Below are 22,926 nucleotides of genomic sequence, written 5' to 3'. Positions count from 1 at the left end.
CCCTTTAATTTTTTATAATATTATTATTGAACTTTATTTAATTTATAAGTTCCATTGGCTAAATCTAGTTTAACTCTATATAAACCAGCAGTAACAGCAATATTGTCTCCACCATCATCTAAAGTGCCATCTGCACCAGTATCACCATAATTAGTTCCCCAATCATTATTGACTCTAAATTTAATTTCACCTGCGACAAAAGTTGCTATATCACCAACCCAAACATCAGGTTCAGTTTCTGTCAAGGCAAAATCTGGAGTTGCTCCCCAATTATTATAACCAGACCCAACAACTCCCCATACATCATCAGTATCTATTGAGTATGTACCAGCATTAAAGTCTAAAGAAATAGTATAATGTCCTGCTGTCACAGCAATATTGTCTCCACCAGCATCTAATGTACCATCTGCACCAGTATCACCAAAATCTGTTACCCAAGTATTGTTCATTCTAAACTTAATATCACCAGTTAGAAGCTTTACACCAACTTTAAAAGTATCTGTTGTATAATCGTAATAAAATTTAGCATCTGGACCAGCATTTCCCCAATCATTATAACCAGAGCCAACTACTCCCCACGAAAATGCTTCCATAGTATAAGTGTTGTTGCTTAAGTTTAAAGTAATTTTATAATTACCAGCAGTAACAGCTATATTATCTCCTCCAGCGTCTAAAGTCCCATCAGCACCAGTATCTCCAAAATTATTTCCCCAATCATTATTTTCTCTAAATTTAATTTCGCCTGTTACTAAAGTTACATAAGCTACAAATACATCTGCAGTACTAGTTGTATAGAATACACCATCTGCAAAAGCTCCCCAATTATTATAACCAGAACCAACAACTCCCCAAGTTGAAGGTGTTATTCCGCTTCCACCACCTGTATTTTCTAATAACTCAACTGAAATGGTTTTTACATCAGAAAATACTTCTGTTGAACCTCCATTACCAACATAAGCTCTTAACCTTACAGAAAATGCTCCTGTATTTGGTTCAGCTGTATTTGGATTTGCATCCAAACCAGCTTCTGTAGCAATACTCATCATTTGACCTATAGTAACAGCAAGTTCGTTTCCGTTTGTAGAACCTAAGACTACTAAATCACTAAAATCACCCATAATGGAGCGTTGTAGCTCATAAGTAATATTTGTTGGAACTTCAAAATCAGCATTATTCCAAGTAAATCTTTCTGCTAAATTACTGGCAGTTCCAGTAGTTAATATATAGTTAGCTTGAGTAGAGTTCGTGAAAACAAAACCTTCAGTTTCTTGTGCTATAAAAACAACATCATCTTGAGTTTCGCAAGAATTAAAACCTAATAAGGCTATAATTAATAATCCTAAAATTTTTAAATTTTTCATTTGTTTATTTTTTTTAATATCCTTCATTTTGTTGCAAGTTGGTATTTATACCTAAATCTGTAGCAGGAATTGGCATAACATCTCTAAAACTTTCAGTTGTTACTCCTTGTGCTACGTTTCCTTTCCAAGGCCAAATACCTTGACTAGAAAATTGTCCAAATCTTATTAAGTCAGTTCTTCTATGAGCTTCCCAGAATAATTCTCTAGAACGTTCTGATAAAATGAAATTTAAAGTTAAATCTGACTGTGTAATATTTCCTGTTGAATTGCCATAAGCTCTAACTCGTAGTTGATTAATATAAGTAACAGCATTTGCAGCAGAGCCTCCACCACCTCTTATATATGCCTCAGCATACATTAAATATGCATCTGCTAATCTAAACATTGGAAAATCTGTATCAGCAAAATCACCAGTAGAGTCAGAACCCTGTACACCATTTACATCTACGTTTCTAAATTTTTCAATTGCAAAACCATTTGTAAAAGGTGAAACATTTGCAATTGCTTTTGTTTGACCATCTGTATAAAATAATGCTCTACCATCTGCTGAATTTTCTTCTCCTGGAAATTGCTCAACAAAAGTTGCAGTAGTTCTAACTCCAGCCCAACCACCATTAATCCCGTAGTTAGAAGGTGTCATACTCCCTCCAACAGGTGCGTGTACTAAAAATGTCATACCACCAAATGATTGAGTATTTAAACCATCAAAAGCAATTGGAAAAATAACCTCAGTTTGAGTGCCATTTGTATTATTATCTGCTAAGAATAAATGGTAATATGGATTTGTTGAAATAGAATAACCAGCTCCAATTACTTTATTTGTATACGTAATTACATCTGAGTAGCGAGGTGTAGTTGTATATACTTCAGCATTTAAATAGAGTTTTGATAAAAGCATCCAAACAACACCTTGGTCAGCACGACCATATTCGTTTTGTCTTGCTGGTACTATTTCATTTTCTATAGCTAACAGTTCAGATTCTACATAATCAAATAAATCTGCTCTTTGTATTTGTGGTGGTAAAAATGCTCCAATAGGGTCATTTTCTGTTACAAATGGGACATTAGCAAATAAATCCATTGCATGCCAGTAAGTTAAAGCTCTCATAAAGCGAGCTTCAGCTCTGTAATCTTGAATTTCTGCTCTTAATGCAGCATCAACACCTCTTGCATCTAATTTAGCATCTGTTGTTTGACGTAAAAACTCATTTGTTAATGCTACTTGATAAAATAATCTACTGTACATAGTACGAATAAACTCATTACCTGATGTCCAGGTTTGTGCATGTAAATCTTTTATAGTTCCATCATTCCAACCAATTATTGCTTCATCAGTTGTAAGTTCTTGCATTTTCCAATACAATCTTAAGTAGTTGGAAAATCCTTCATCTAAACCAGATAAATCTGCGTCACCAGCTGGACCTTGTTGCCCACTTAAAGAAATTCCTGCATATATTTTAGCTAAAAATGCTTTGTATGCTGCTGGGTCTTCAAAAACAGCATCAGCAGTAAGACGATTGTCTTCTGGTTGCAAATCTAGATTGCTTTCACATGATTGAATAAACCCAATCATTATAAAGGCAAAAAAGACTGTTTTAATTATTCTTAACATAGCTTTGTGTTTAATATTATTAATTTTCATATTAAAATGTGAAATTTAATCCTAGCACATACATTTGTGGTCTTGGATAAAAATTGTTATCTATTCCGTTTGATATTTCTGGATCTAATCCATCATATTTAGTTATTGTAAGTACATTAGTAGCTGTAAGTGAAGCTCTAAATGTTATTTTCTCTCCAGGAACTAAATAGCCTATAGAAATGTTATCTAGTTTAACAAAGTCTGCACGCTGTAAATATAAATCTGAGAATAGATTTTGATTATTGAAGTTTGTAGACAGAACACTAACATGGGCATTTGGATAGTAATTACCAGGAGCATTATTAACTGTAGTAATATTACCTCTGTCTGAAGCAACATTATTATACATATAGTTACCAAAACTACCTCTGAAGGTAAAACTAAAGTCTAAATTTTTATATGTTAATGTGTTTGTTAATCCTGCAAAAACATCAGGCGAAGCCTTTTTATAAGCTTGCTTATCGGCTTCAGTAATTTGATTATCACCATTTACATCTACATAAGCACCTTCAATTGGGTTACCAGCATTATCATAAACTTGTCTAAACACATAAAATGTAGATGGATCTAAACCTTCTCTCCATAGTTGAATGTTATTACCAACACCACCAGAGATGCCTCCTTGAGCAATTAAAAAGTTTGGATCATTACCTAAAGATAATTTTGTGATTTTGTTTTCTTGTAATGTAACATTAACTCCTAAATCCCAATTGAAATTTTCAGATTTTGCTAATTCGCCATTTAAGCTTAATTCAATACCCTTACTTAATACAGAACCTACATTTGTAGTCAATAAATCTGAAAGGTTTGAACCCGCAGGAGTTGGTACAGTTGCTAATAAATCCTCAGTTTCTCTGTAATAAGCATCAACAGTACCTGTTAATCTGTCATTGAAAAATCCGAAATCTAATGCTAAGTTATATTGTGAAGTTTCTTCCCATTTTAAGTTTTCATCAAACTCTTCTGGGCGTAAGGTATTAACAAATATATCGCCAATTTGAACACTTGCATCATTTCTACCAGGAGTGTAAACTCCTAAATATCCATAATTTGCTCCAATTTCTTGTTGACCAGTTTTTCCCCAACCAGCTCTTAATTTTAAACTAGAGAAGAAAGAATCTTTTAAAAAATCTTCGTTTGTTAATTTCCAACCTACAGATACACCTGGAAAACTACTCCATCTATTTTTAGGTCCAAATCTAGATGACCCATCGCGTCTGTAACTAGCAGAAATAAGATATTTATCTGCTATATCAAAACTAACACGTGCAAAATAAGATTCTAAAGCATTTCTATTAATTACAGGGGTTCTAACTACTAATGTCGTAGCTGTTTCTGTTTCTGTTTGTTTGGATTTAATAAAGAATTCTTGATAAGAATGTCCAGCAGTTAAATCAATTTTAGCATTTATTAACTCTAGATTATTTTTGTAGTTAAAGTAAAAATCTAGTAAAGTATTACGATTGAACCCTGAATAGAAGTTTTTATAAGGAAAACTAGCTGAATTAGTTGGTCTAGCTGCATTAAACTGCTTTCCATTTAATTCAGAATAATCTATTCCAGCATTTAGATTAAAGGTTAATTCTTTTAAAAACCAAAACTTATAGTCTAAATTAAAATTTGTAATGTTTCGTTTATTTCTAGCTCTATTATTATTGTTTTCTAAAGTGAAAACAGGATTAATAGGAGCTAAATTTTCTCCTGTATACTGAAAATAAGTGCCATCGGCATTGTAAACTGATTGAGTTGGATCGAATGCTACCGCAGCTCCAATGGCTCCATTGTCAGCATATTTGTTATCATCTAAAATGCCTTTTGTTGTTAATGTTAACTTAAGGTCATTATTTAATAAACGTTGCACAAACGAAAGGTTTAATGCATTACGCTCATATAAATCACCAGTTAAAACACCTTGTTGCGAAGTATGATTATAATTAATACGATAATTAAAATTCTCATACCCTTTAGATACAGTTAAATTATGAATTGCTCCAATAGCTGTTTGGTAAATTTCTTTTTGCCAGTTAGTATTTGAATTTCCAAGTAAACTTGCATTATAGTTTGTATCTGTTTCAGCAATTGCTCTAAACTGAGTCGCATCTAAAACATCTACATAATCATTAACCTGTGAAGAAGAAGCCTTTAAATCATACTCAAATTTAATTGGAGTATTTGCGCTTCCCTTTTTAGTAGTAATTAATATAACACCATTAGATGCTCTAGAACCATAAATAGCTGTTGCAGATGCATCTTTTAAAACCACAAAATCTTCAATGTCATTTGGGTTAATTGCGTTTAATTGATTTCTCACACCCTGAACACCTCTTTGATCTAAAGGTAATCCATCAACAACAATCAATGGAGAGTTGTTAGCAGATAAAGATGCACCACCTCTAATTCTAATTTCTGATCCACCACCTGGAGCACCATTATTAGAAGTTACACGAACACCTGCAGATTTACCAGCCAACAGTTGTTCTGGCGAAACAATAGCTCCTTTATTAAATTCTTCTGTTGAAATTTTTTCAACTGCCCCAGTTGCATCTTGCTTTGTTGTTGAACCATATCCAATTAATACAATCTCATCTAGTTGAGCTGCATCTTCGGTTAAGGTTACATTTAATTTTGATTGTCCGTTATAAGTTATTTCTTGAGTCTTAAAGCCTACGTAAGAAAAAACTATAACGTCACCCGATTTAGCAGATATAGTATAATTTCCGTCAAAGTCTGAAGTTGTTCCAACAGAAGTGCCTTTGACTAAAATATTTACACCTGGTAAAGGTAATGCGTTAGCTTTATCGGTTACAGTACCAGAAACTGTTGATTGAGCCAACAGTATTGAGGGTATAAAAAAGAGTAGTACCAATAAGCTATTTAAAAATGTTTTCATACAATATTTTTAAAGTTAGTTGCTTTTAATTATTTCGTTATATTTTCACTTCTAGCTATAAACTTATGTAAATTTTATGTTAATTTTTGGCTAGCTCAATTTTATGTTTTTACGAAAACGTTTTCGTGTTGACAACTTTTTTAAATTGCTAGTTTTTGACGAAAATATTACCGAATTATTAATAAAATAATACCTTTATTGTCGTGTTTGGAATTAAAATGGTTGAAATGCAATAATTTAATAATCAATTTCAGGCAAGATTTACTCCTTTTATATATCATTTTAATGAAGAAAAAAATAACATTAAAGCAAATAGCAAGAGAACTAGATGTTTCAATATCAACAGTTTCAAAAGCGTTACGGAATAGTATTGAAATAAGTGAAGATACTAGAGAAAAAGTTCAGGCTTTTGCCAAGCTATATAATTATAGACCTAATAATATTGCGTTAAGTCTTAAAAACAGAAAAACAAAAACGATTGGAGTTATAATTCCAGAAATAGTACACCATTTTTTCTCAAAGGTAATTCGAGGTATTGAGCAAGTTGCAAACAAACGTGGATATAATGTAATTGTTGGTTTATCTAACGAATCGTTTGATAAAGAAGTGATTAATATGCAAATGCTAGCAAATGGTAGTATTGATGGCTTTATTTTGTCAATCTCTAAAGAGACATTATTGCAACAAGATTATCACCATTTTAAAGAAACAATTAGCCAAGGGATGCCAATTGTTATGTTTGATAGAGTAGTTAATGAAATAGAATGCGATAAAGTTATCATTGACGATTTAAAAGGCTCTAAAAATGCAGTAAGCAAACTATTATCTAATGGGTGTAAACATGTTGCTATTATTACCACTAAAGACTATGTTAGTGTCGGGAAGTTAAGAACTCAAGGCTATTTAGAAGCATTAGAAGATTATAAAATGAGTCCAAACTCTAACTTAATATTAAAAGTAGACGACGAATTAGTTTCAGAAGATCATTTAATATCTCTAGAATCTGAAATAGAACAATTATTTTTAAATAATAAAAAAATAGATGGTGTTTTTGCTGTAAACGAACTCTATGCTATTATAGGAATGAAAGTAGCTAGAAAACGTGGACTGAGGATACCAGATGATATTCAGTTTATTGGTTTTACCGATGGTGTATTGTCTAAACACGCTACACCAAGCCTTACAACAGTTAGTCAGCATGGTCAAGAAATGGGCGAAAAAGCTGCAGAATTACTAATAGAAAAATTAGAGCACGAAGACCAAGAGGAACAGTATCAAACAGTAGTTATAGAGACAGAATTAATAGAAAGAAATTCAACCAAATAGAAAATTAATATTGCAAATTTAAAAACTTTACTATCTTTATCCCATAATCAAAACTTATATTTTCACTTCTACTAATAAGTTTTGATAAGTAATATCGCTTATCAATAGTATTAATTTAAACATACTATAGATGAAAAAGCGCACACTAGGATTTTGGGAAATCTGGAACATGAGTTTCGGTTTTTTAGGAATCCAATTTGGTTTTGCCTTACAAGGAGGCTTCATGTCTCGAATATTTCAAACATTAGGAGCTGAAAAAGACGCCATTCCTTTATTATGGATTGCTGCGCCTTTAACAGGCTTGCTTGTTCAGCCCATAATTGGGTATCTAAGCGATAGAACTTGGAGTGTTAAGTGGGGAAGACGCAGGCCATATTTTCTCATAGGAGCTATTTTAAGCTCTCTAGCTTTATTTTTTGTACCATACTCTCCTGCGCTTTGGATTGCAGCAGGATTTTTATGGGTTTTAGATGCATCCATTAACATATCAATGGAACCGTTTAGAGCGTTAGTAGCCGATAAACTACCAAACTCTCAGCGTTCATATGGGTTTGTTGTACAAACATTAATTATTGGAATAGGAACTTGGATTGCTAGTAATTTACCTTGGTTAGTTTCTAAACTCGGCGTTAGTGATTCTGCACCTTTGGGAGTAGTGCCTATGTCAGTGAAAATTGCATTTGCGATTGGTGCTTTTGTGTTTTTGATTAGTATATTATATACTGTCTTTACAACTACAGAGTATCCTCCAGAAGATATGGAAGAGTTTGAACGTGAAAAGGCTAAAAAAAATAATTTTATTCCTGATATTTTAAATAATATTGGAAGTATGCCTCTTACAATGAAAAAGCTAGGTGTTATTCAGTTCTTTTCATGGTTTGCCTTTTTTACTATGTGGAGTTTAGCAAATCCTGCTTTAACAGAGCACGTTTATAAAACACCAGCACCAATTGAGGCAGCATATGATATGAATTTGCCTGCTCAAGCTCAAGCTTTTGATATAGCAAATACTGCATTTCAAAAATCTTCAAATTTAGTTGGTTCTGCGATGGGTATTTATGGTTTGTCTTCAATGGCATTTGCCTTATTACTAGTTTTATATACATCAAAAAGGAACATAAATCGTAAGCTAGTTCATATGTTTTCTTTGATATTTGGTGGACTAGGATTTATTTTAATGAATTATGCATCACCTGAAAATTTAATGTACTGCTTTATACTTATTGGTTTTGCTTGGGGAAGTATCTTATCAATGCCTTATGCAATGTTATCAAGTTCTGTAGACCCTAAAAAAATGGGTGTTATTATGGGAATCTTCAATATGTTTATTGTAATACCACAAATTATTGCAGCTCTTGGAGGTATTAATTTTATTTCTGGGCTTTTAGGTGAAGAAGCAATAAATGCAATGACAGTAGCAGGTATAAGTTTAATTATTGCTGGTTTATGTAATTTGTTAATCACTAATAAAAATGCAATTTCATATCAAGCAGAAGAACTATAAAAATGAGTAAAAAAGCATTTATATTCGATTTAGATGGAGTAATAGTTGATACTGCGAAGTATCATTTTTTGGCATGGAAAAAATTAGCAAATAGCATAGGTGTCGATTTTTCTGAAGTTCAAAACGAACAGCTAAAAGGAGTTAGTAGAGTTAAATCGCTCGAAAAGATTTTGGCTTGGGGCAATAAAAGTATTAGTGAAGATGAGTTTATGGAACTTATGGCTTTAAAAAATGACGATTATTTAAGCTATATCAATAAAATGGACGAAAATGAAATTCTTCCAGATGTAACTAAAATATTAGATTTTTTAATACAAAACAATCAACCTATTGCGCTAGGTTCCGCAAGTAAAAATGCAAGAGAGATTTTAAAAAAAGTAAACTTATTTAAAAAGTTTGATACAATCGTTGATGGTAATGATGTTACAAAAGCAAAACCCAATCCTGAAGTATTTTTAAAAGCAGCAAAGCAATTAAATTGTCTGCCAAAAGATTGTATTGTTTTTGAAGATTCTCTCGCAGGTGTTAAGGCAGCTAATATTGCAAGTATGATATCAGTAGGTATAGGAGAAAAAAGTGTACTTAAAGAAGCAGATTATGTGTTTAATGATTTTACTGAGGTAAGTACAGAATTTTTAAAAGAATTAATTAATAAATGAATTTGTTATTCCTAATGAAAGTGAGAATCTCAATTTGAGAGACTCTCTAATCATTAAGAATTACAAGACGAAATAAATCAAATGAATCAAGATTATATACAACCAAATAATTGGTCAATTATTGAGGAAGGCTTTAATACTGAAAACGTAAAGTCATCTGAAAGCTTATTTAGTATTGGTAATGGTGCCATGGGACAACGTGCTAATTTTGAAGAGCAATATTCAGGACCAACATTTCAAGGAAGTTATATTGCAGGAGTTTATTATCCAGATAAAACAAGAGTAGGTTGGTGGAAAAATGGCTATCCTGAGTATTTTGCTAAAGTGCTTAATGCGCCAAGTTGGATTGGGATAAACGTTTTTGTAAATGGAGAAGCCCTAGACTTATTTACTTGCAAAAAAGTTGAAAACTTTCGTAGAGAGCTTAACATGAAAGAAGGTTGGTTATCTCGTAGTTTTTTAGCAACACTACAAAACAATATAGAAATAGAAGTTAAAGCAAAACGTTTTTTAAGCTTAGATATTGATGAAGTTGGAGCAATACAATATCAAATCACACCTAAAAATAGTAATGCAGAAATTACATTTCAACCGTATTTAGATTCTGGTATTACAAATGAAGACAGCAACTGGGATGATAAGTTTTGGGATACTAAAAATGTAAGTCATGAGAAAAATCAAGCTTTTATAGAAGCTAAAACAATGAAAACAAATTTTCACACTTGTACTTTTATGGAGTCTAGTGTGTTTATTAATGGAGAAGCAGTTTCAAATCAGCCAACAACTAATTCTCAAGTTAATTATGTGTCTTTTAGTTATAAGCAAGCTGTTAGTAAAGGAGAAACTTATGCAATTCATAAATTTGGAGGTTATACTGTAGACAGAAATCATGATAAAGCAAAACTTGTTTCAGCTGCAAAAGCAATATTAGAAAAGACAAGTAAATTAGGTTTTAATGGTTTGTTAGAAATGCAAAAGCATGCATGGGCAAACATTTGGAACATGTCAGACATAACTATTAATGGTGATGTAAAAGCACAGCAAGGTATTCGTTTCAATATTTTTCAACTTAATCAAACGTATTTAGGAAAAGATTCAACTTTAAATATTGGTCCAAAGGGATTTACAGGAGAAAAATATGGAGGCTCAACCTATTGGGATACTGAAGCATATTGTATTCCATTTTACATGGCAACTAAAGATCAAAATGTAGCAAGAAGTTTGCTGGAGTACAGATATAATCATTTGCAAAAAGCCATTGAAAATGCTGAAAAATTAGGATTTAAAAACGGAGCTGCTTTGTATCCAATGGTTACTATGAACGGAGAAGAATGCCATAACGAATGGGAAATTACTTTCGAAGAAATACATCGTAATGGAGCCATTGCTTTTGCCATTTTTAACTATTATAGATACACAGGAGACTATAGTTACATTCCAGAAAAAGGACTAGAAGTTCTTATAGGAATAGCTCGATTTTGGCATCAACGCGCTACATTTTCAACCGATAAAAACAAATATGTAATTCTTGGTGTTACTGGCCCAAATGAATATGAAAACAATGTAAATAATAATTTTTATACCAACTATATTGCTAAATGGTGTATAAACTATACGTTAGAAAACATTGATAGAATAGAGTCTGATTATGCTTCAGATTATACACGAATTATGAATAAAGCAAAACTTTCTAAAACTGAATTGCAGCAATGGAAGAAAGTTGCTGATAATATGTATTTCCCGTATTCCGAAAAGCATAACGTATACTTGCAGCAAGATGGGTTTTTAGACAAAGAACTTATTACTGTTGCCGATTTAGATAAATCGCAACGACCAATTAACCAAAAATGGTCATGGGATAGAATATTACGTTCGCCATATATAAAACAAGCAGATACTTTACAAGGTTTTTACTTTTTTGAAGACCAATTCACAACTGAAGAATTAGAGCGTCATTTCGATTTTTATGAACCATTTACAGTTCATGAGAGTTCATTATCTCCTTGTGTACATAGTATTCAGGCTGCTAAATTAGATAGAATGGAGCAAGCTTATACTTTTTATTTGCGTACCTCTCGATTAGATTTAGACGATTATAATCATGAAGTAGAAGAAGGTTTACACATTACCTCAATGGCTGGAACCTGGATGAGTATTGTTGAAGGTTTTGGAGGAATGCGTGTAAAGAATAACTCCTTAAGTTTTGAGCCTAAAATTCCAAAACAGTGGGAAGGTTATTCATTTAAAGTAAACTTCAGAAATCAAATTTTAAAAGTGAATGTATGTCAAAAGGACACAAAATTTGAATTAGAAGGCGATGCAGATTTAGACATTTTTGTTAAAGACAAAAAAGTGAGAATCTCTCCTAATAATTTAGTAACCATATAATATTATGAAACTTCCATAACTATAATTTTACAACTAATCGAAAGATTAAAAGGAAGTAACATATGACCAATAAAAAAAACAAACATCAACACATGAAATCAATTATTAAAGTAGTCATTTTGTTGTTTAGTATTTCTATTTTTTCTCAAGTAGAAAAAATAGAACCACCTTTTTGGTGGAGTAATATGAAAAATCCTGAATTACAACTAGTAGTTTATGGTAATAACATTGCTAAATATGACGTGTCAATTTCCGATAACATTAAAATAATTAATGTCAGAAAAACAGAAAATCCTAACTATCAATTTATAACTGTTAGTACAGAAAACATTAATCCAGGAAACATAAATATTACGTTTTCAGAAAAAGGTAAAAAAATACAAACATTAGCTTACGAGTTTAAACAAAGAAGAGAAAACTCATCAATTCGTGATGGATTCGATTCAAGTGATGCCATGTATTTAATAATGCCAGATCGATTTGCAAACGGAAACCCAAATAATGATAGTACAGCAGATACAGTTGAAAAAGCTGATAGAACTAATCCAGGTGGAAGACATGGAGGAGATATTCAAGGAGTAATTGATCATTTAGATTATATAAACGACCTTGGTTTTACATCACTTTGGAGTACGCCATTGTTAGAAGATAATGAGCCAGTATATTCATATCATACTTATGCACAAAGCGATTTGTATAAAATTGATTCTCGTTTTGGGACTAATGAAGATTATAAACGTTTAGCTAGCGAAATGCACAAACGTGACATGAAGCTTATCATGGATTATGTAACCAATCATTGGGGAAGTAAGCACTGGATGATTCAAGATTTACCAACTAAAGATTGGATTCATTATTGGGAAAATGGTGAAAAAGGATTTCAGCGAAGCAGTTACAGAATGTCTACACAATTTGACAGTAACGCTTCACAACACGATTCACATGCATGTATGGATGGATGGTTTGATACTACAATGCCAGATATGAATCAAAGCAATCCTTTGTTATTAAAATATATTACTCAGAATGCAATTTGGTGGATTGAATATGCAGATTTAGATGGTTTTAGAGTAGATACCTATTCCTATAATGATAAAGAAGCTATTGCAAAATGGACAAAAGCGATTATGGATGAATATCCAAATTTTAATATCGTTGGCGAAGTCTGGATGCATAACCAATCTCAAATGGCATATTGGCAAAAAGACAGTAAAGTTGGAGCTATAGATAGTTTTAATTCTAATTTACCAAGTGTTATGGATTTTACACTTCATGATGCTGTTACAGTAATGTTCAATGAAGAAGAAAAATGGTCTTGGGATAAAGGAATGATTCGTGCTTACGATAATTTTACTAATGACTTTTTGTATCCTGATATCAATAATATTTTAGTTTTTGCTGGTAATCATGATACCAATAGAATTAACGAAATCTATAAAAGTGATATAAATAAATACAAATTAGTAATGTCGTTAATTGCTACAGTTAGAGGAATTCCGCAGTTTTATTATGGAGATGAAATAGGAATGCTTGGAGACAAAAATGCAAAAGGAGATGGAGATATTAGACGTGATTTTCCTGGTGGATGGCAAGGTGATGCAAGTAATGCGTTTACAGCACAAGGAAGAACTGATTCACAAAACAGCTATTATAATTTCACAAAAAAATTATTCAATTGGAGGAAATCTAAAGATGTAATACACAATGGTAAAACAATGCAGTATGTACCACAAAATAATGTGTATGTATATTTTAGATATAATGATTCTGAACGTGTAATGGTTGTTTTAAATAATAGTACTGATGCGCAATCATTAGAGTTAAGTCGTTTTGCTGAAATGATAAAAGAATCAAAATATGGGCAAGAGATTCTTTCAGGAAATGAAATTGAATTTAATGGCACTTTAAAAGTTGAAGCCAAATCATCAATGATTATAGAATTGAAATAATGATTAAATATATCTTGATATCGGTTTGTTTTATTGTATTTGTTTCTTGCAAAGAGACTAAAACTGTTTCGGTAAAAAATGAATTTAATGATATAAAATCATCTGAAGTTTTAGATATAAATATTAGTTCTGGTAAGATATTTAGAGTAGAAAAATTCCCTTCAAATTACATTACACCAAGAAATATAGACGTATGGTTGCCTCACAACTATACGAGTAATAAAAAATATTCAGTCTTATATATGCATGATGGTCAAATGTTGTTTGACTCATTAAAAACATGGAATAAACAAGAGTGGATGGTAGATGAGGTCTCATCAAAGTTAATGGATGATAACTTAACAAACGATTTTATTGTTGTTGCTATATGGAATATTTCTGAGATAAGATGGCAAGATTATTTTCCACAAAAAGCTTTAGATTATATTCCAGAACAAGTTAAAGACTCTATTATACAAAAAGCTAAATCGGACAATTTTAATTTAAATCTAAATGCAGATAATTATTTAAAGTTTATCACTTCAGAATTAATGCCTTATGTTAATTCTAACTATTCAGTTTTTGCTACAAAAGAGAAAACGTTTATTGCAGGTTCTAGCATGGGAGGATTAATTTCTATGTATGCTTTATGTGAATATCCTGAGTATTTTTCAGGTGCTGCTTGTATTTCAACACATTGGCCAGGTGTAGTTCCATCACAAACCAACGTATTTGCAAATGCGATTTTTAAGTATATGAAAGATAAACTTCCTGACTCAAAAACGCATAAATTATATTTCGATTTTGGCACAGAAACATTAGATCAGTATTACCCTCAATATGAAGAAACTGTTAATGCAATTTTTCATAAAAAAGGGTACAATGATACCAATTTTAGAAATTTGAAGTTTAAAGGTGAAAACCATTCTGAAGCTGCATGGCAAAAACGATTAGATATTCCACTAACTTTTTTATTAGGTAAATAGATGTATAAATATTTAAATATTATTTCGCTTTTCACTATTGTTCAGTTCTCATTTGGGCAGAATGTTAATCGAAACATCTCTAATGTTGAAAAAACCAATAATGGAGTAGAAGTAGTAGTAAACGACGGTGTTTATAAAATTCAGTTTTATACTTCTAAAATTGTAGAAACCACTTTCATTCCTAATGGTGAAGACTTTAATTCAAATTCGCATGCAGTTGTTTTACAACCCGAAAAAGTAGTTCTTGAGTTGAAAGATTTAAACGATAGAATAGTACTTCATTCAAATGGAATAACTGTTAATATTCAAAAGAAGCCATTTCAAATTTCGTACTGGTTTAATGGCAAGCCTATTATTTCAGAAAAAGAAGGTTATACAAAAATTGAATCTGGCGAGTCCATTCAATTTAACCTCACTAAAGATGAAGTTTTATATGGAGGAGGAGCAAGAGCTTTAGGTATGAATAGAAGAGGCAACAGGCTTCAGCTTTATAACAGAGCACATTATGGCTATGAAACGCATAGTGAGTTGATGAACTATACAATGCCATTAGTAATGTCATCTAACATATATGCTGTACATTTTGATAATGCACCTATTGGGTATTTAGATTTAGATAGTAAACAAGATAACACGTTAACTTATGAAACCATATCTGGTCGTAAAACATATCAAGTTATTGTTGGCGATTCTTGGTTAGATTTAATAGATAATTATACAGATTTAACAGGAAAACAACCATTACCACCACGTTGGGTATTTGGTAATTTTTCAAGTAGATTTGGTTACCATTCACAAAAAGAAGTTGAAGAAACTGTACAAAAATTTAAAGATGAAAAAATCCCTTTAGATGCTGTTATTATAGACATTTATTGGTTCGGAAAAGATATTCAAGGTCACATGGGAAATTTAGAGTTTTTAAAAGATTCGTTCCCAAATCCTAAACAGATGATAAAAAACCTTGATGACAAAGGAGTAAAAACAGTGTTAGTAACAGAACCTTTTATTTTAACAACATCAAAACGCTGGCAAGAGACTGTTGATAAAGATGTTTTAGCAAAAGATTCAGTTGGGAATCCTTATAAATTCGATTTTTATTTTGGAAACACTGGGTTAATAGATATATATAACCCAAAAGGAAAAGCTTGGTTATGGAACATTTACAAAGAACTAGCTGATATTGGAGTAAAAGGTGTTTGGGGAGATTTAGGTGAGCCCGAAGTACATCCTTCAAAACTATTGCATGCAACAGGTACAGCAGATGAGGTGCATAATATTTATGGTCACGATTGGGCTCGTTTAGTGTTTGAAGGTTATCAAAAAGATTTTCCTAATCAAAGGCCATTTATTTTAATGCGATCAGGCTCATCAGGTTCACAACGTTTTGGGTTAATCCCCTGGTCTGGAGATGTTAACAGAACTTGGGGAGGATTGCAGAGCCAAACCGAAATTGCAATACAAATGGCAATGCAAGGGCTTGCATATATGCATAGTGACTTAGGTGGTTTTGCAGGTGCAAATTTAGATGATGAATTATATACGCGATGGCTTCAATATGGTGTTTTTCAGCCTATTTACAGACCTCATGCTCAAGAAGAAGTACCAGCCGAACCAGTGTTTAGAGAAGAAAAAACGAAACAATTAGCAAAGCAATCAATCGAATTACGTTATAAACTACTGCCATATAATTACACGTTAGCATTTGAGAATAACCAATCAGGAGCACCTTTAATGCGACCAGTATTTTTTGATGAGCCAAATAGTAAAACTCAGCAATTAAGTGCAACAACCTACCTTTGGGGAAAAGATTTTTTAGTCACGCCAATTGTAAACTCAAATGTAAAGGAGCAAGAAGTATACTTCCCAAAAAACAATGTTTGGTTTGATTTTTATACTGATGAAAAATTTGAAGGCGGACAAACTAAAGCAATTCAAACTAAAGAAAATTATATTCCAACTTACGTTAGAGCTGGAGCATTTATTCCAATGGCTAAATTGGTGCAAAGCACTGACACCTATAATGCTTCAAGTTTAGATGTGCACTATTATTATGACGAATCTGTAATTACTAGTACAAGTCAACTTTATAATGATGATGGATTAACTCCTAACGCATTTGAAAAAGGTAATTATGAGTTATTGCAATTTGAATCAGAATTAGAAAAAGGAAATCTAGAGATAGAATTTGAATCTATAATTGGTTCACAATACACATCAAATGATAAACAAATAAACTTAACAATTCACAATATAAATAAATCACCAAAACGAATAAATGTAAACAATAAAAAAGCTGATTTTAATTGGAATGAATTAAGTAAAACATTAATAATACCAATAAACTGGAAAGTAAAAACCGATATTGAAATAGACATAAAACTAAACAAATAAACTATGAAAAAACTAACACTTATAGTATTAACATTAGTACTCTTTATTGCCTGTAAAAAAGAAAAGAAAGAAGTAGCACAAAATGCAGAAACTGAATCACAAGATATTGCTCCTGTAACACCAGAAATGATGGAAACTGCTGTTATTTATGAGGCAAATATTCGTCAATATTCACCTGAAGGTACTTTTGAAGAATTCACAAAAGATATTCCACAATTAAAACAACTTGGAGTTAAAGTTATTTGGTTGATGCCTGTATTTCCTATTTCAGAAACAAAACGTAAAGCAACTGGAGGACCAGACAGTAAGTTTGCTACAGATTTTCCAGAGGAAGAACAAAAAAAATACTTAGGAAGTTATTATGCAGTAACTGATTTTACAAAAATAAATCCTGAGTATGGAACAATTGAAGACTTTAGAAAATTAGTAAAAACAGCTCATGAAAATGATATTTATGTGATTTTAGATTGGGTGCCTAACCACACAGGTTGGGATCATATTTGGATTAAAAACAAACCAGATTACTATACAAAAGATAAAGATGGAAATATTACACATCCTGAAGGAACAGACTGGACAGATGTTGCTGACTTAAATTACGATAACAAAGCAATGCGTAAAGAAATGATTGAAGACATGATGTATTGGATAACTGATGAAGGCGTTGACGGGTTTAGATGTGATGTTGCAGGTTCAGTTCCATTAGATTTTTGGAAAGAATGTGTTTCAGAATTAAGAGCTAAAAAACCTTTATTTATGCTGGCAGAAGCTTGGGAACCTGAATTATTAAAAGGCAACTTATTTGATATGGCTTACGCTTGGGAAGGACATCATATTTTAAATAAAATTGCACAAGGTGAGCAAGGAGTAAAAGAGTGGGATACCTATATTGAAAAAATGGGAAAAGAATATGAGAAGGACGATATCCTTATGAATTTTATTACTAATCATGACGAAAATTCATGGAATGGCACTATAAATGAACGAATGGGAAATGCTGCAGAAACTATGTTGGCACTAAGCTATGTTGCACCAGGAATGCCTTTAATTTATTCTGGGCAAGAGTATGATTTAAATCACAGGCTTAAGTTTTTTGAAAAAGATAGTATTCCAAAAACAAAAGGAAAAATGTGGCCTTTATTAGAAAAGCTTGGAAAACTTAAAACTGATAACGTTGCATTAAATGGAGGGAAATCTGCTGCAGATTATAAGAGGCTATCTTCAGAAAATAAAGACGTTTTAGTTTTTGAAAGAAATAAAAAAGGCACAAAAGTGACCTTTATTGCTAACCTAACAGATAAAGAGCAAAAAACCACAGTTACAATACTTGGCAATTTTACCGACTATATGAATAATACAAAGGTAGAGTTTAAAGAAGGTGAAACAATTACTCTTAAGCCATGGGAATACAAAATCTTAATTAATTAACTATAACTAACTATTTAATTAATGCAAAAAGCTTCAACATAATGTTGAAGCTTTTTAAGTTTATAAGATAAATATTATTCTTTAGTAGACAGTTTATTATAAACAACACTTACAATAGCTCCCATAATTACAAAATGAACAAGATATATTACAGTGTTTAAAAATGTACCAGTAATATTAAGTAAATTGGAAGTGCCAAAATCTATTAGCCCTTCACCAAGACCAATTAAAATGGCCATCCAAATACCAAATTGTACTCCTTGAGAAACTGAATGAGCTCCTCTTGCCCACTTAGAGTAAATAGTAGAAAAAGCAAAAGCAAGAATTAAACAACCCAGTAATAGGTGTACATGGTCTACAGCAACTTTCATAACTCCAGTTGCAGATCCAGAATAATCAGCCATTAAGGAATCTCCTATAATTCCCCAAAGTAAATAGCCACCAAAATAGCCCCAAATAGTTGCGGCTAAAGTTGAAATTAAATTTGTTTTTGAAAACATAATTATTGTATTAGTTAGTTATTAGTTTAATAAATATATTGAAAATTATCATATTCGTAATTATTTAGCTTAAAAATTGTAAACAATGCAATTTGTTATTTGGTTAATATCTTCACGACTAATCCATTATTTTGTAGTTTTGTATTAATATAATAACATGAAAGATTTAAACGATAACATAGAATCTCCTTTTACAATTAAAGTTAGCTTTAATAAGCTTCTAGATTATTATGAAAATCTGGAAAAAAGTGATGACGAATTTATTTCGGCTAAAGCAAGAAGGGTTTTAATAAAACAAAGGCCTCATCCAATATTAAGATCTGGATTTAGTGATGTATCGTTTTTTTCAAAATACGAGAAAGAGATTAAATTAATTCTTCAGGATTCTTTCAGTGAAATTTTAACAAAAAATGAAATAAAAACTGCCTCTGTACCATTTCATGATCTTATTTTTAACTCTTCCGAAAGGTTTAAAAATATTATAAAAACAGCAGGAAAAGATTTTAATCTTCAAATTAAAAACATGATAGAAGATGATACTTATATCATGGCTTGTACAATTATTCTTAACTTTTGTTATGGATATGATTTAAATTTTAAACGACCATTTTTTTATGAAATACCAGATGCAAATGGTATAATGAGGTATTATAAAATTTTATATAATGCAGATTTTTGTGAATTAATTCCGAATAAGAATGCTCCAAAAATAACCAAAGAAGATTATGAATTGTTGTTAGATAATTTTGATAATCTGAAACTTTGGAAAGAGAAATTTCCACCAAACAGTTACACATTTAAAGGCTTTGTTATTTCAAATATGTTTGATGTAACTGACGATCAATCTATTTCTAATATAAAATCGACTTTAATTTCTGAAGGAAAACGAAAAGACAAAAACTTCATGGATAATTTTCATGAAATATTTCGTTCGCTTTTAAATATTAAAGAGTTAAAAGTTGGTTTTTCAATTTATAATAAGGAAGACAATACTTTTGAACGAGTTTATGGTGAAGGGATAACGAGTTTTTTATTAAATGACAATGAGCATTTTGATTGTGAAAAAGCGTTATGTCATAGCTCGTATAAACGACTTCTTACATATCATAAATCATATTCTATATCTGATGTAGATAAGATGTATAAGAAATCCGAAGGTAAAGCGCCTCAAATCAAAACGTTTAAAGAGCAAGGAATTAAGAGTGTTATTTTGGCTCCAATAGCAGACAATAATGAGCTGATGGGAGTTTTAGAGCTAGTTTCAGACAAGCCAAAACTACTCAATAGTATAAATGCTAATAAGCTAGTAGATGTAATGCCATATATTGTTGCGTCTGTAAAGCGATCTAAAAATGAAGAAGAAAACCTTATTGAAGCCATAATACAACAAGAGTGTACATCAATTCACTCAAGCGTAGCATGGAAATTTAGAAAAGCAGCCAAAAAATTTCTTATAGACAAACAACATCTAGGTTCTAATGCATCTTTTAGTAGAATAAGCTTTAAAAAAGTATATCCATTATTTGGACAAATTGATGTTAAAGGTTCATCAGAAGCCAGAAATCATGCTACTCAAAAAGATTTAGCCATGCAGTTATCACTTGCCGAAAAGATTTTTGACAAGCTTCCTAAAAAAGATCAACTACCAATTTATGAACAGATAAAATACCAAATTGAGTCATATTCTAAAGAAATAAAAGTCGATTTTAAGGTAGATAGCGAACATCAAATATCAGGTTTTTTTAAGGGTGAAATTGAACCATTATTTAGATTTCTGCAAAAGAAAAACAAATCTGTTAATGAAGATATTGAAGATTATTTTAGCAAAATAGATGATGATTTAGGAGTTATATATTATTACAGAAAAAACTATGACGATACAATTGCGCTGATAAATAAAAGAATGTCTGGGCTATTAGACAAAAAGCAAATTGAAGCACAACAAATGTATCCTCATTTTTTTGAGCGTTTTAAAACTGATGGTGTAGAGCATAATATGTATATAGGTGAATCTATTACTAAAGAAGAGAGCTTTAATATCATTTATCTTTATAATCTAAGGCTCTGGCAATTGCAAGTCATGTGCGAAATGGAAAGAGAGTTTTATAACAAACAAAACGAATACCCATTATCTTTAGATGTTGCATCAATGATTTTAGTGTTTAACCAGCCTTTATCAATTAGATTTAGAATGGATGAAAAACAGTTTGATGTTGATGGAACTTATAATGCCAGATATGAAGTGGTTAAAAAACGAGTAGATAAAGCTGTTATAAAAGGTACAGATGAGCGCATTACTCAAAAAGGAAAAATAACTATCATCTATTCACAAAAAGAAGACGAAACAGAATACTTACGATATGTCAGTTTTCTACAATCTAAATTAATGCTTGATGATGATATTGAGCTATTAGAACTTCAAGATTTGCAAGGTGTAACAGGTCTTAAAGCAATTCGTGTGAGCTTGTTATATAATAAAGATGCTAACGATAAAAAATTCTACACTTATAACGATTTAATTAAAGAAATTAAGTCTTAAACAAAGTAGTTGTCCTCCAAAGGTATAACCCAACCAGAAGGACTATCTGTAGGTAATACATCTTCTATTTTAGCAGTTGGATGCATTTTAAAAGATACTGCAAAAGAAATTACAGATACTATCATTCCTATCATAAATATAGTGTAAGTAACTCTCAAAATTCTGTACTTTCTGTCTAATACCTTTCCTAAAAAATAGAGGTCTTTAGTAAGCGAGCTATAAACATAATTTTTGTCTTTTAACAACTCATCAATTGCCCATTGAAATTCATGTAATTCCATTTTATGAAAATTCCCAAAAAAGGTAAGGTTTACTTTACGTTGTTTAACATCTTCTTTTGTGAATTGGCCACTTGTTATATTTGGTCGTGTAGCAATAATAGATAACACCATAGAGATAACACTCGATAAGGTGAAAATTACAGTAGGAATTATTAAATACTCATTTGATGGATTGTCTAATTTTGAAATTAGAGTAGATAGCACAAGCGAAATAATAATGGCATTTACAGAAAGTAAAATGTTGGCTTTTGTATCTGCAATATCACTTAATTTTATATGATTTCTTAAAGCTGTTCTATAAAACGTTTGTATGCCACGCTCAGGGCTTTCATCTTTATATTGCGCCTTGTATTTGGCTTTTATTTCTTCGGTTTTTAATTTTAGTTTCTGCTTCTTTTTGGTTTTTATGAGTTTAGATAGGTTTTTCTCTTTTCTAGGTTGCCAGTTTTTTAACGCATAATCGGTATAAAATTCATGCTTTTTAGAAAGCACATTAATGTTTTCGTCTAACCATTCTCTTGGTGAATAGTTTTTAATGCCTTGTATTTCTAATTCCTTTCTTAAAAATTCACTCGCTTCATTAAAGTATTTTTTTCCAAAATGAGACGAGTCAGCATCTCTTATTATTTTACCTAAATCAGTATCTGGCGAATCTTTAAACTTTGTAGCCATAATACATTTGCTTACAGCTTCAATTGTTTTATCATCCACGTCATTATCTTTCATATAAGCTGTAGCAATTTTTACACTTTCCTCTTCATGACCTTCTCTCGTTTTTGTATAACCAGTATCATGAAACAAGGCAGCAAGTTCTAAAACTTCAGCATCAGACTTACTAACTTTAGTGTTATCAATAATTTCTCTCAAGCTACGTAATACACGTTCGGTATGTGTAAAGTTGTGATATAAAAATGTCTGATCAAGATGGTCTTTAAATAAATCAAAGACAAATTTCTCAGCTTTTTCAATTAATTTAGGCATATAAAAATATTGAGTTTATAGAATTACAAATTACTAAAAAAATATCAGAATATATCTGATAAGCTAAATAGTCGCCATTGTAATGAAATACTTAACATTACGACTATTTTAAACCGTAATAT

General features: G+C 31.3%; 14 protein-coding genes. 9 read left to right on the top strand and 5 right to left on the bottom strand.

All coding sequences use genetic code 11. The annotated features are described in order from the left end of the window. Positions 1-23 precede the first annotated feature (23 nt). The 3 genes from IEW41_RS04895 to IEW41_RS04885 are packed head-to-tail and all read right to left on the bottom strand — an operon-like array spanning position 24 to position 5,893. Positions 24-1,361, bottom strand: coding sequence for a SusF/SusE family carbohydrate-binding protein (locus tag IEW41_RS04895; RefSeq protein WP_188605206.1), 1,338 nt, complete (start codon positions 1,359-1,361; stop codon positions 24-26). A gap of 13 nt (positions 1,362-1,374) precedes the next feature. After that, the gene (locus tag IEW41_RS04890; RefSeq protein ID WP_188605205.1) at positions 1,375-2,973 is read right to left on the bottom strand and encodes a RagB/SusD family nutrient uptake outer membrane protein; all 1,599 of its coding nucleotides are present in this window, start codon (positions 2,971-2,973) and stop codon (positions 1,375-1,377) included. A 31-nt stretch (positions 2,974-3,004) separates the two neighbouring features. Next, positions 3,005-5,893 (bottom strand): SusC/RagA family TonB-linked outer membrane protein, encoded by a 2,889-nt coding sequence (locus tag IEW41_RS04885; RefSeq protein ID WP_188605204.1) that lies wholly within the window; start codon positions 5,891-5,893, stop codon positions 3,005-3,007. Between the two features lie 285 nt (positions 5,894-6,178). Here IEW41_RS04885 and IEW41_RS04880 point away from each other — a divergent pair, with 285 nt between their 5' ends. The 8 genes from IEW41_RS04880 (at position 6,179) to IEW41_RS04845 (ending at position 18,503) form a co-directional block, all read left to right on the top strand. Then, a complete protein-coding gene (locus IEW41_RS04880) occupies positions 6,179-7,219 on the top strand; it encodes a LacI family DNA-binding transcriptional regulator (RefSeq protein WP_188605203.1) in 1,041 nt (346 codons plus the stop codon). A gap of 130 nt (positions 7,220-7,349) precedes the next feature. Further along, positions 7,350-8,723 carry an MFS transporter gene (locus IEW41_RS04875; RefSeq protein ID WP_188605202.1) on the top strand — a complete coding sequence of 458 codons (1,374 nt, stop codon included), beginning with the start codon at positions 7,350-7,352 and terminating at the stop codon, positions 8,721-8,723. 2 nt (positions 8,724-8,725) lie between these two features. Then, positions 8,726-9,382, top strand: coding sequence for a beta-phosphoglucomutase (gene pgmB, locus IEW41_RS04870; protein ID WP_188605201.1), 657 nt, complete (start codon positions 8,726-8,728; stop codon positions 9,380-9,382). 81 nt (positions 9,383-9,463) lie between these two features. Next, the gene (mdxK, locus tag IEW41_RS04865; protein ID WP_188605200.1) at positions 9,464-11,770 is read left to right on the top strand and encodes a maltose phosphorylase MdxK; all 2,307 of its coding nucleotides are present in this window, start codon (positions 9,464-9,466) and stop codon (positions 11,768-11,770) included. A 92-nt stretch (positions 11,771-11,862) separates the two neighbouring features. Next, positions 11,863-13,719, top strand: a complete 1,857-nt coding sequence (locus IEW41_RS04860; protein WP_188605199.1) for a glycoside hydrolase family 13 protein — start codon at positions 11,863-11,865, stop codon at positions 13,717-13,719. Further along, the gene (locus IEW41_RS04855) at positions 13,719-14,684 is read left to right on the top strand and encodes an alpha/beta hydrolase (RefSeq protein WP_229660166.1); all 966 of its coding nucleotides are present in this window, start codon (positions 13,719-13,721) and stop codon (positions 14,682-14,684) included. Before IEW41_RS04860 ends, IEW41_RS04855 begins: the two co-directional genes overlap by 1 nt. Beyond that, the gene (locus tag IEW41_RS04850; protein ID WP_188605198.1) at positions 14,685-17,075 is read left to right on the top strand and encodes a glycoside hydrolase family 31 protein; all 2,391 of its coding nucleotides are present in this window, start codon (positions 14,685-14,687) and stop codon (positions 17,073-17,075) included. 3 nt (positions 17,076-17,078) lie between these two features. Continuing rightward, the gene (locus IEW41_RS04845; protein WP_188605197.1) at positions 17,079-18,503 is read left to right on the top strand and encodes an alpha-amylase family glycosyl hydrolase; all 1,425 of its coding nucleotides are present in this window, start codon (positions 17,079-17,081) and stop codon (positions 18,501-18,503) included. A gap of 74 nt (positions 18,504-18,577) precedes the next feature. Here the strand turns inward: IEW41_RS04845 and IEW41_RS04840 are convergent, their stop codons facing one another. Continuing rightward, positions 18,578-19,003 (bottom strand): hypothetical protein, encoded by a 426-nt coding sequence (locus IEW41_RS04840; protein ID WP_188605196.1) that lies wholly within the window; start codon positions 19,001-19,003, stop codon positions 18,578-18,580. 157 nt (positions 19,004-19,160) lie between these two features. Between IEW41_RS04840 and IEW41_RS04835 the strand changes: the two genes are divergently transcribed. Beyond that, positions 19,161-21,542: a GAF domain-containing protein gene (locus tag IEW41_RS04835; protein WP_188605195.1), complete on the top strand. Its 2,382-nt coding sequence runs from the start codon at positions 19,161-19,163 to the stop codon at positions 21,540-21,542. Here IEW41_RS04835 and IEW41_RS04830 read toward each other — a convergent pair. Then, positions 21,539-22,804 (bottom strand): Pycsar system effector family protein, encoded by a 1,266-nt coding sequence (locus IEW41_RS04830; RefSeq protein ID WP_188605194.1) that lies wholly within the window; start codon positions 22,802-22,804, stop codon positions 21,539-21,541. The genes IEW41_RS04835 and IEW41_RS04830 overlap by 4 nt on opposite strands. Positions 22,805-22,926 lie beyond the last annotated feature (122 nt).

This window comes from Aquaticitalea lipolytica (assembly GCF_014641635.1).
GTDB classification, from domain to species: domain Bacteria; phylum Bacteroidota; class Bacteroidia; order Flavobacteriales; family Flavobacteriaceae; genus Aquaticitalea; species Aquaticitalea lipolytica.
This window is presented reverse-complemented; position numbering and strand designations above follow the sequence as displayed.

Coding starts and splice junctions, on each gene's coding strand:
- IEW41_RS04895 (WP_188605206.1), bottom strand. CDS start 1,361: ATGAAAAATTTAAAAATTTTAGGATTATTAATTATAGCCTTATTAGGT.
- pgmB (WP_188605201.1), top strand. CDS start 8,726: ATGAGTAAAAAAGCATTTATATTCGATTTAGATGGAGTAATAGTTGAT.
- IEW41_RS04860 (WP_188605199.1), top strand. CDS start 11,863: ATGAAATCAATTATTAAAGTAGTCATTTTGTTGTTTAGTATTTCTATT.
- IEW41_RS04840 (WP_188605196.1), bottom strand. CDS start 19,003: ATGTTTTCAAAAACAAATTTAATTTCAACTTTAGCCGCAACTATTTGG.
- IEW41_RS04850 (WP_188605198.1), top strand. CDS start 14,685: ATGTATAAATATTTAAATATTATTTCGCTTTTCACTATTGTTCAGTTC.
- IEW41_RS04830 (WP_188605194.1), bottom strand. CDS start 22,804: ATGCCTAAATTAATTGAAAAAGCTGAGAAATTTGTCTTTGATTTATTT.
- IEW41_RS04855 (WP_229660166.1), top strand. CDS start 13,719: ATGATTAAATATATCTTGATATCGGTTTGTTTTATTGTATTTGTTTCT.
- IEW41_RS04880 (WP_188605203.1), top strand. CDS start 6,179: ATGAAGAAAAAAATAACATTAAAGCAAATAGCAAGAGAACTAGATGTT.
- IEW41_RS04835 (WP_188605195.1), top strand. CDS start 19,161: ATGAAAGATTTAAACGATAACATAGAATCTCCTTTTACAATTAAAGTT.
- mdxK (WP_188605200.1), top strand. CDS start 9,464: ATGAATCAAGATTATATACAACCAAATAATTGGTCAATTATTGAGGAA.
- IEW41_RS04885 (WP_188605204.1), bottom strand. CDS start 5,893: ATGAAAACATTTTTAAATAGCTTATTGGTACTACTCTTTTTTATACCC.
- IEW41_RS04875 (WP_188605202.1), top strand. CDS start 7,350: ATGAAAAAGCGCACACTAGGATTTTGGGAAATCTGGAACATGAGTTTC.
- IEW41_RS04890 (WP_188605205.1), bottom strand. CDS start 2,973: ATGTTAAGAATAATTAAAACAGTCTTTTTTGCCTTTATAATGATTGGG.
- IEW41_RS04845 (WP_188605197.1), top strand. CDS start 17,079: ATGAAAAAACTAACACTTATAGTATTAACATTAGTACTCTTTATTGCC.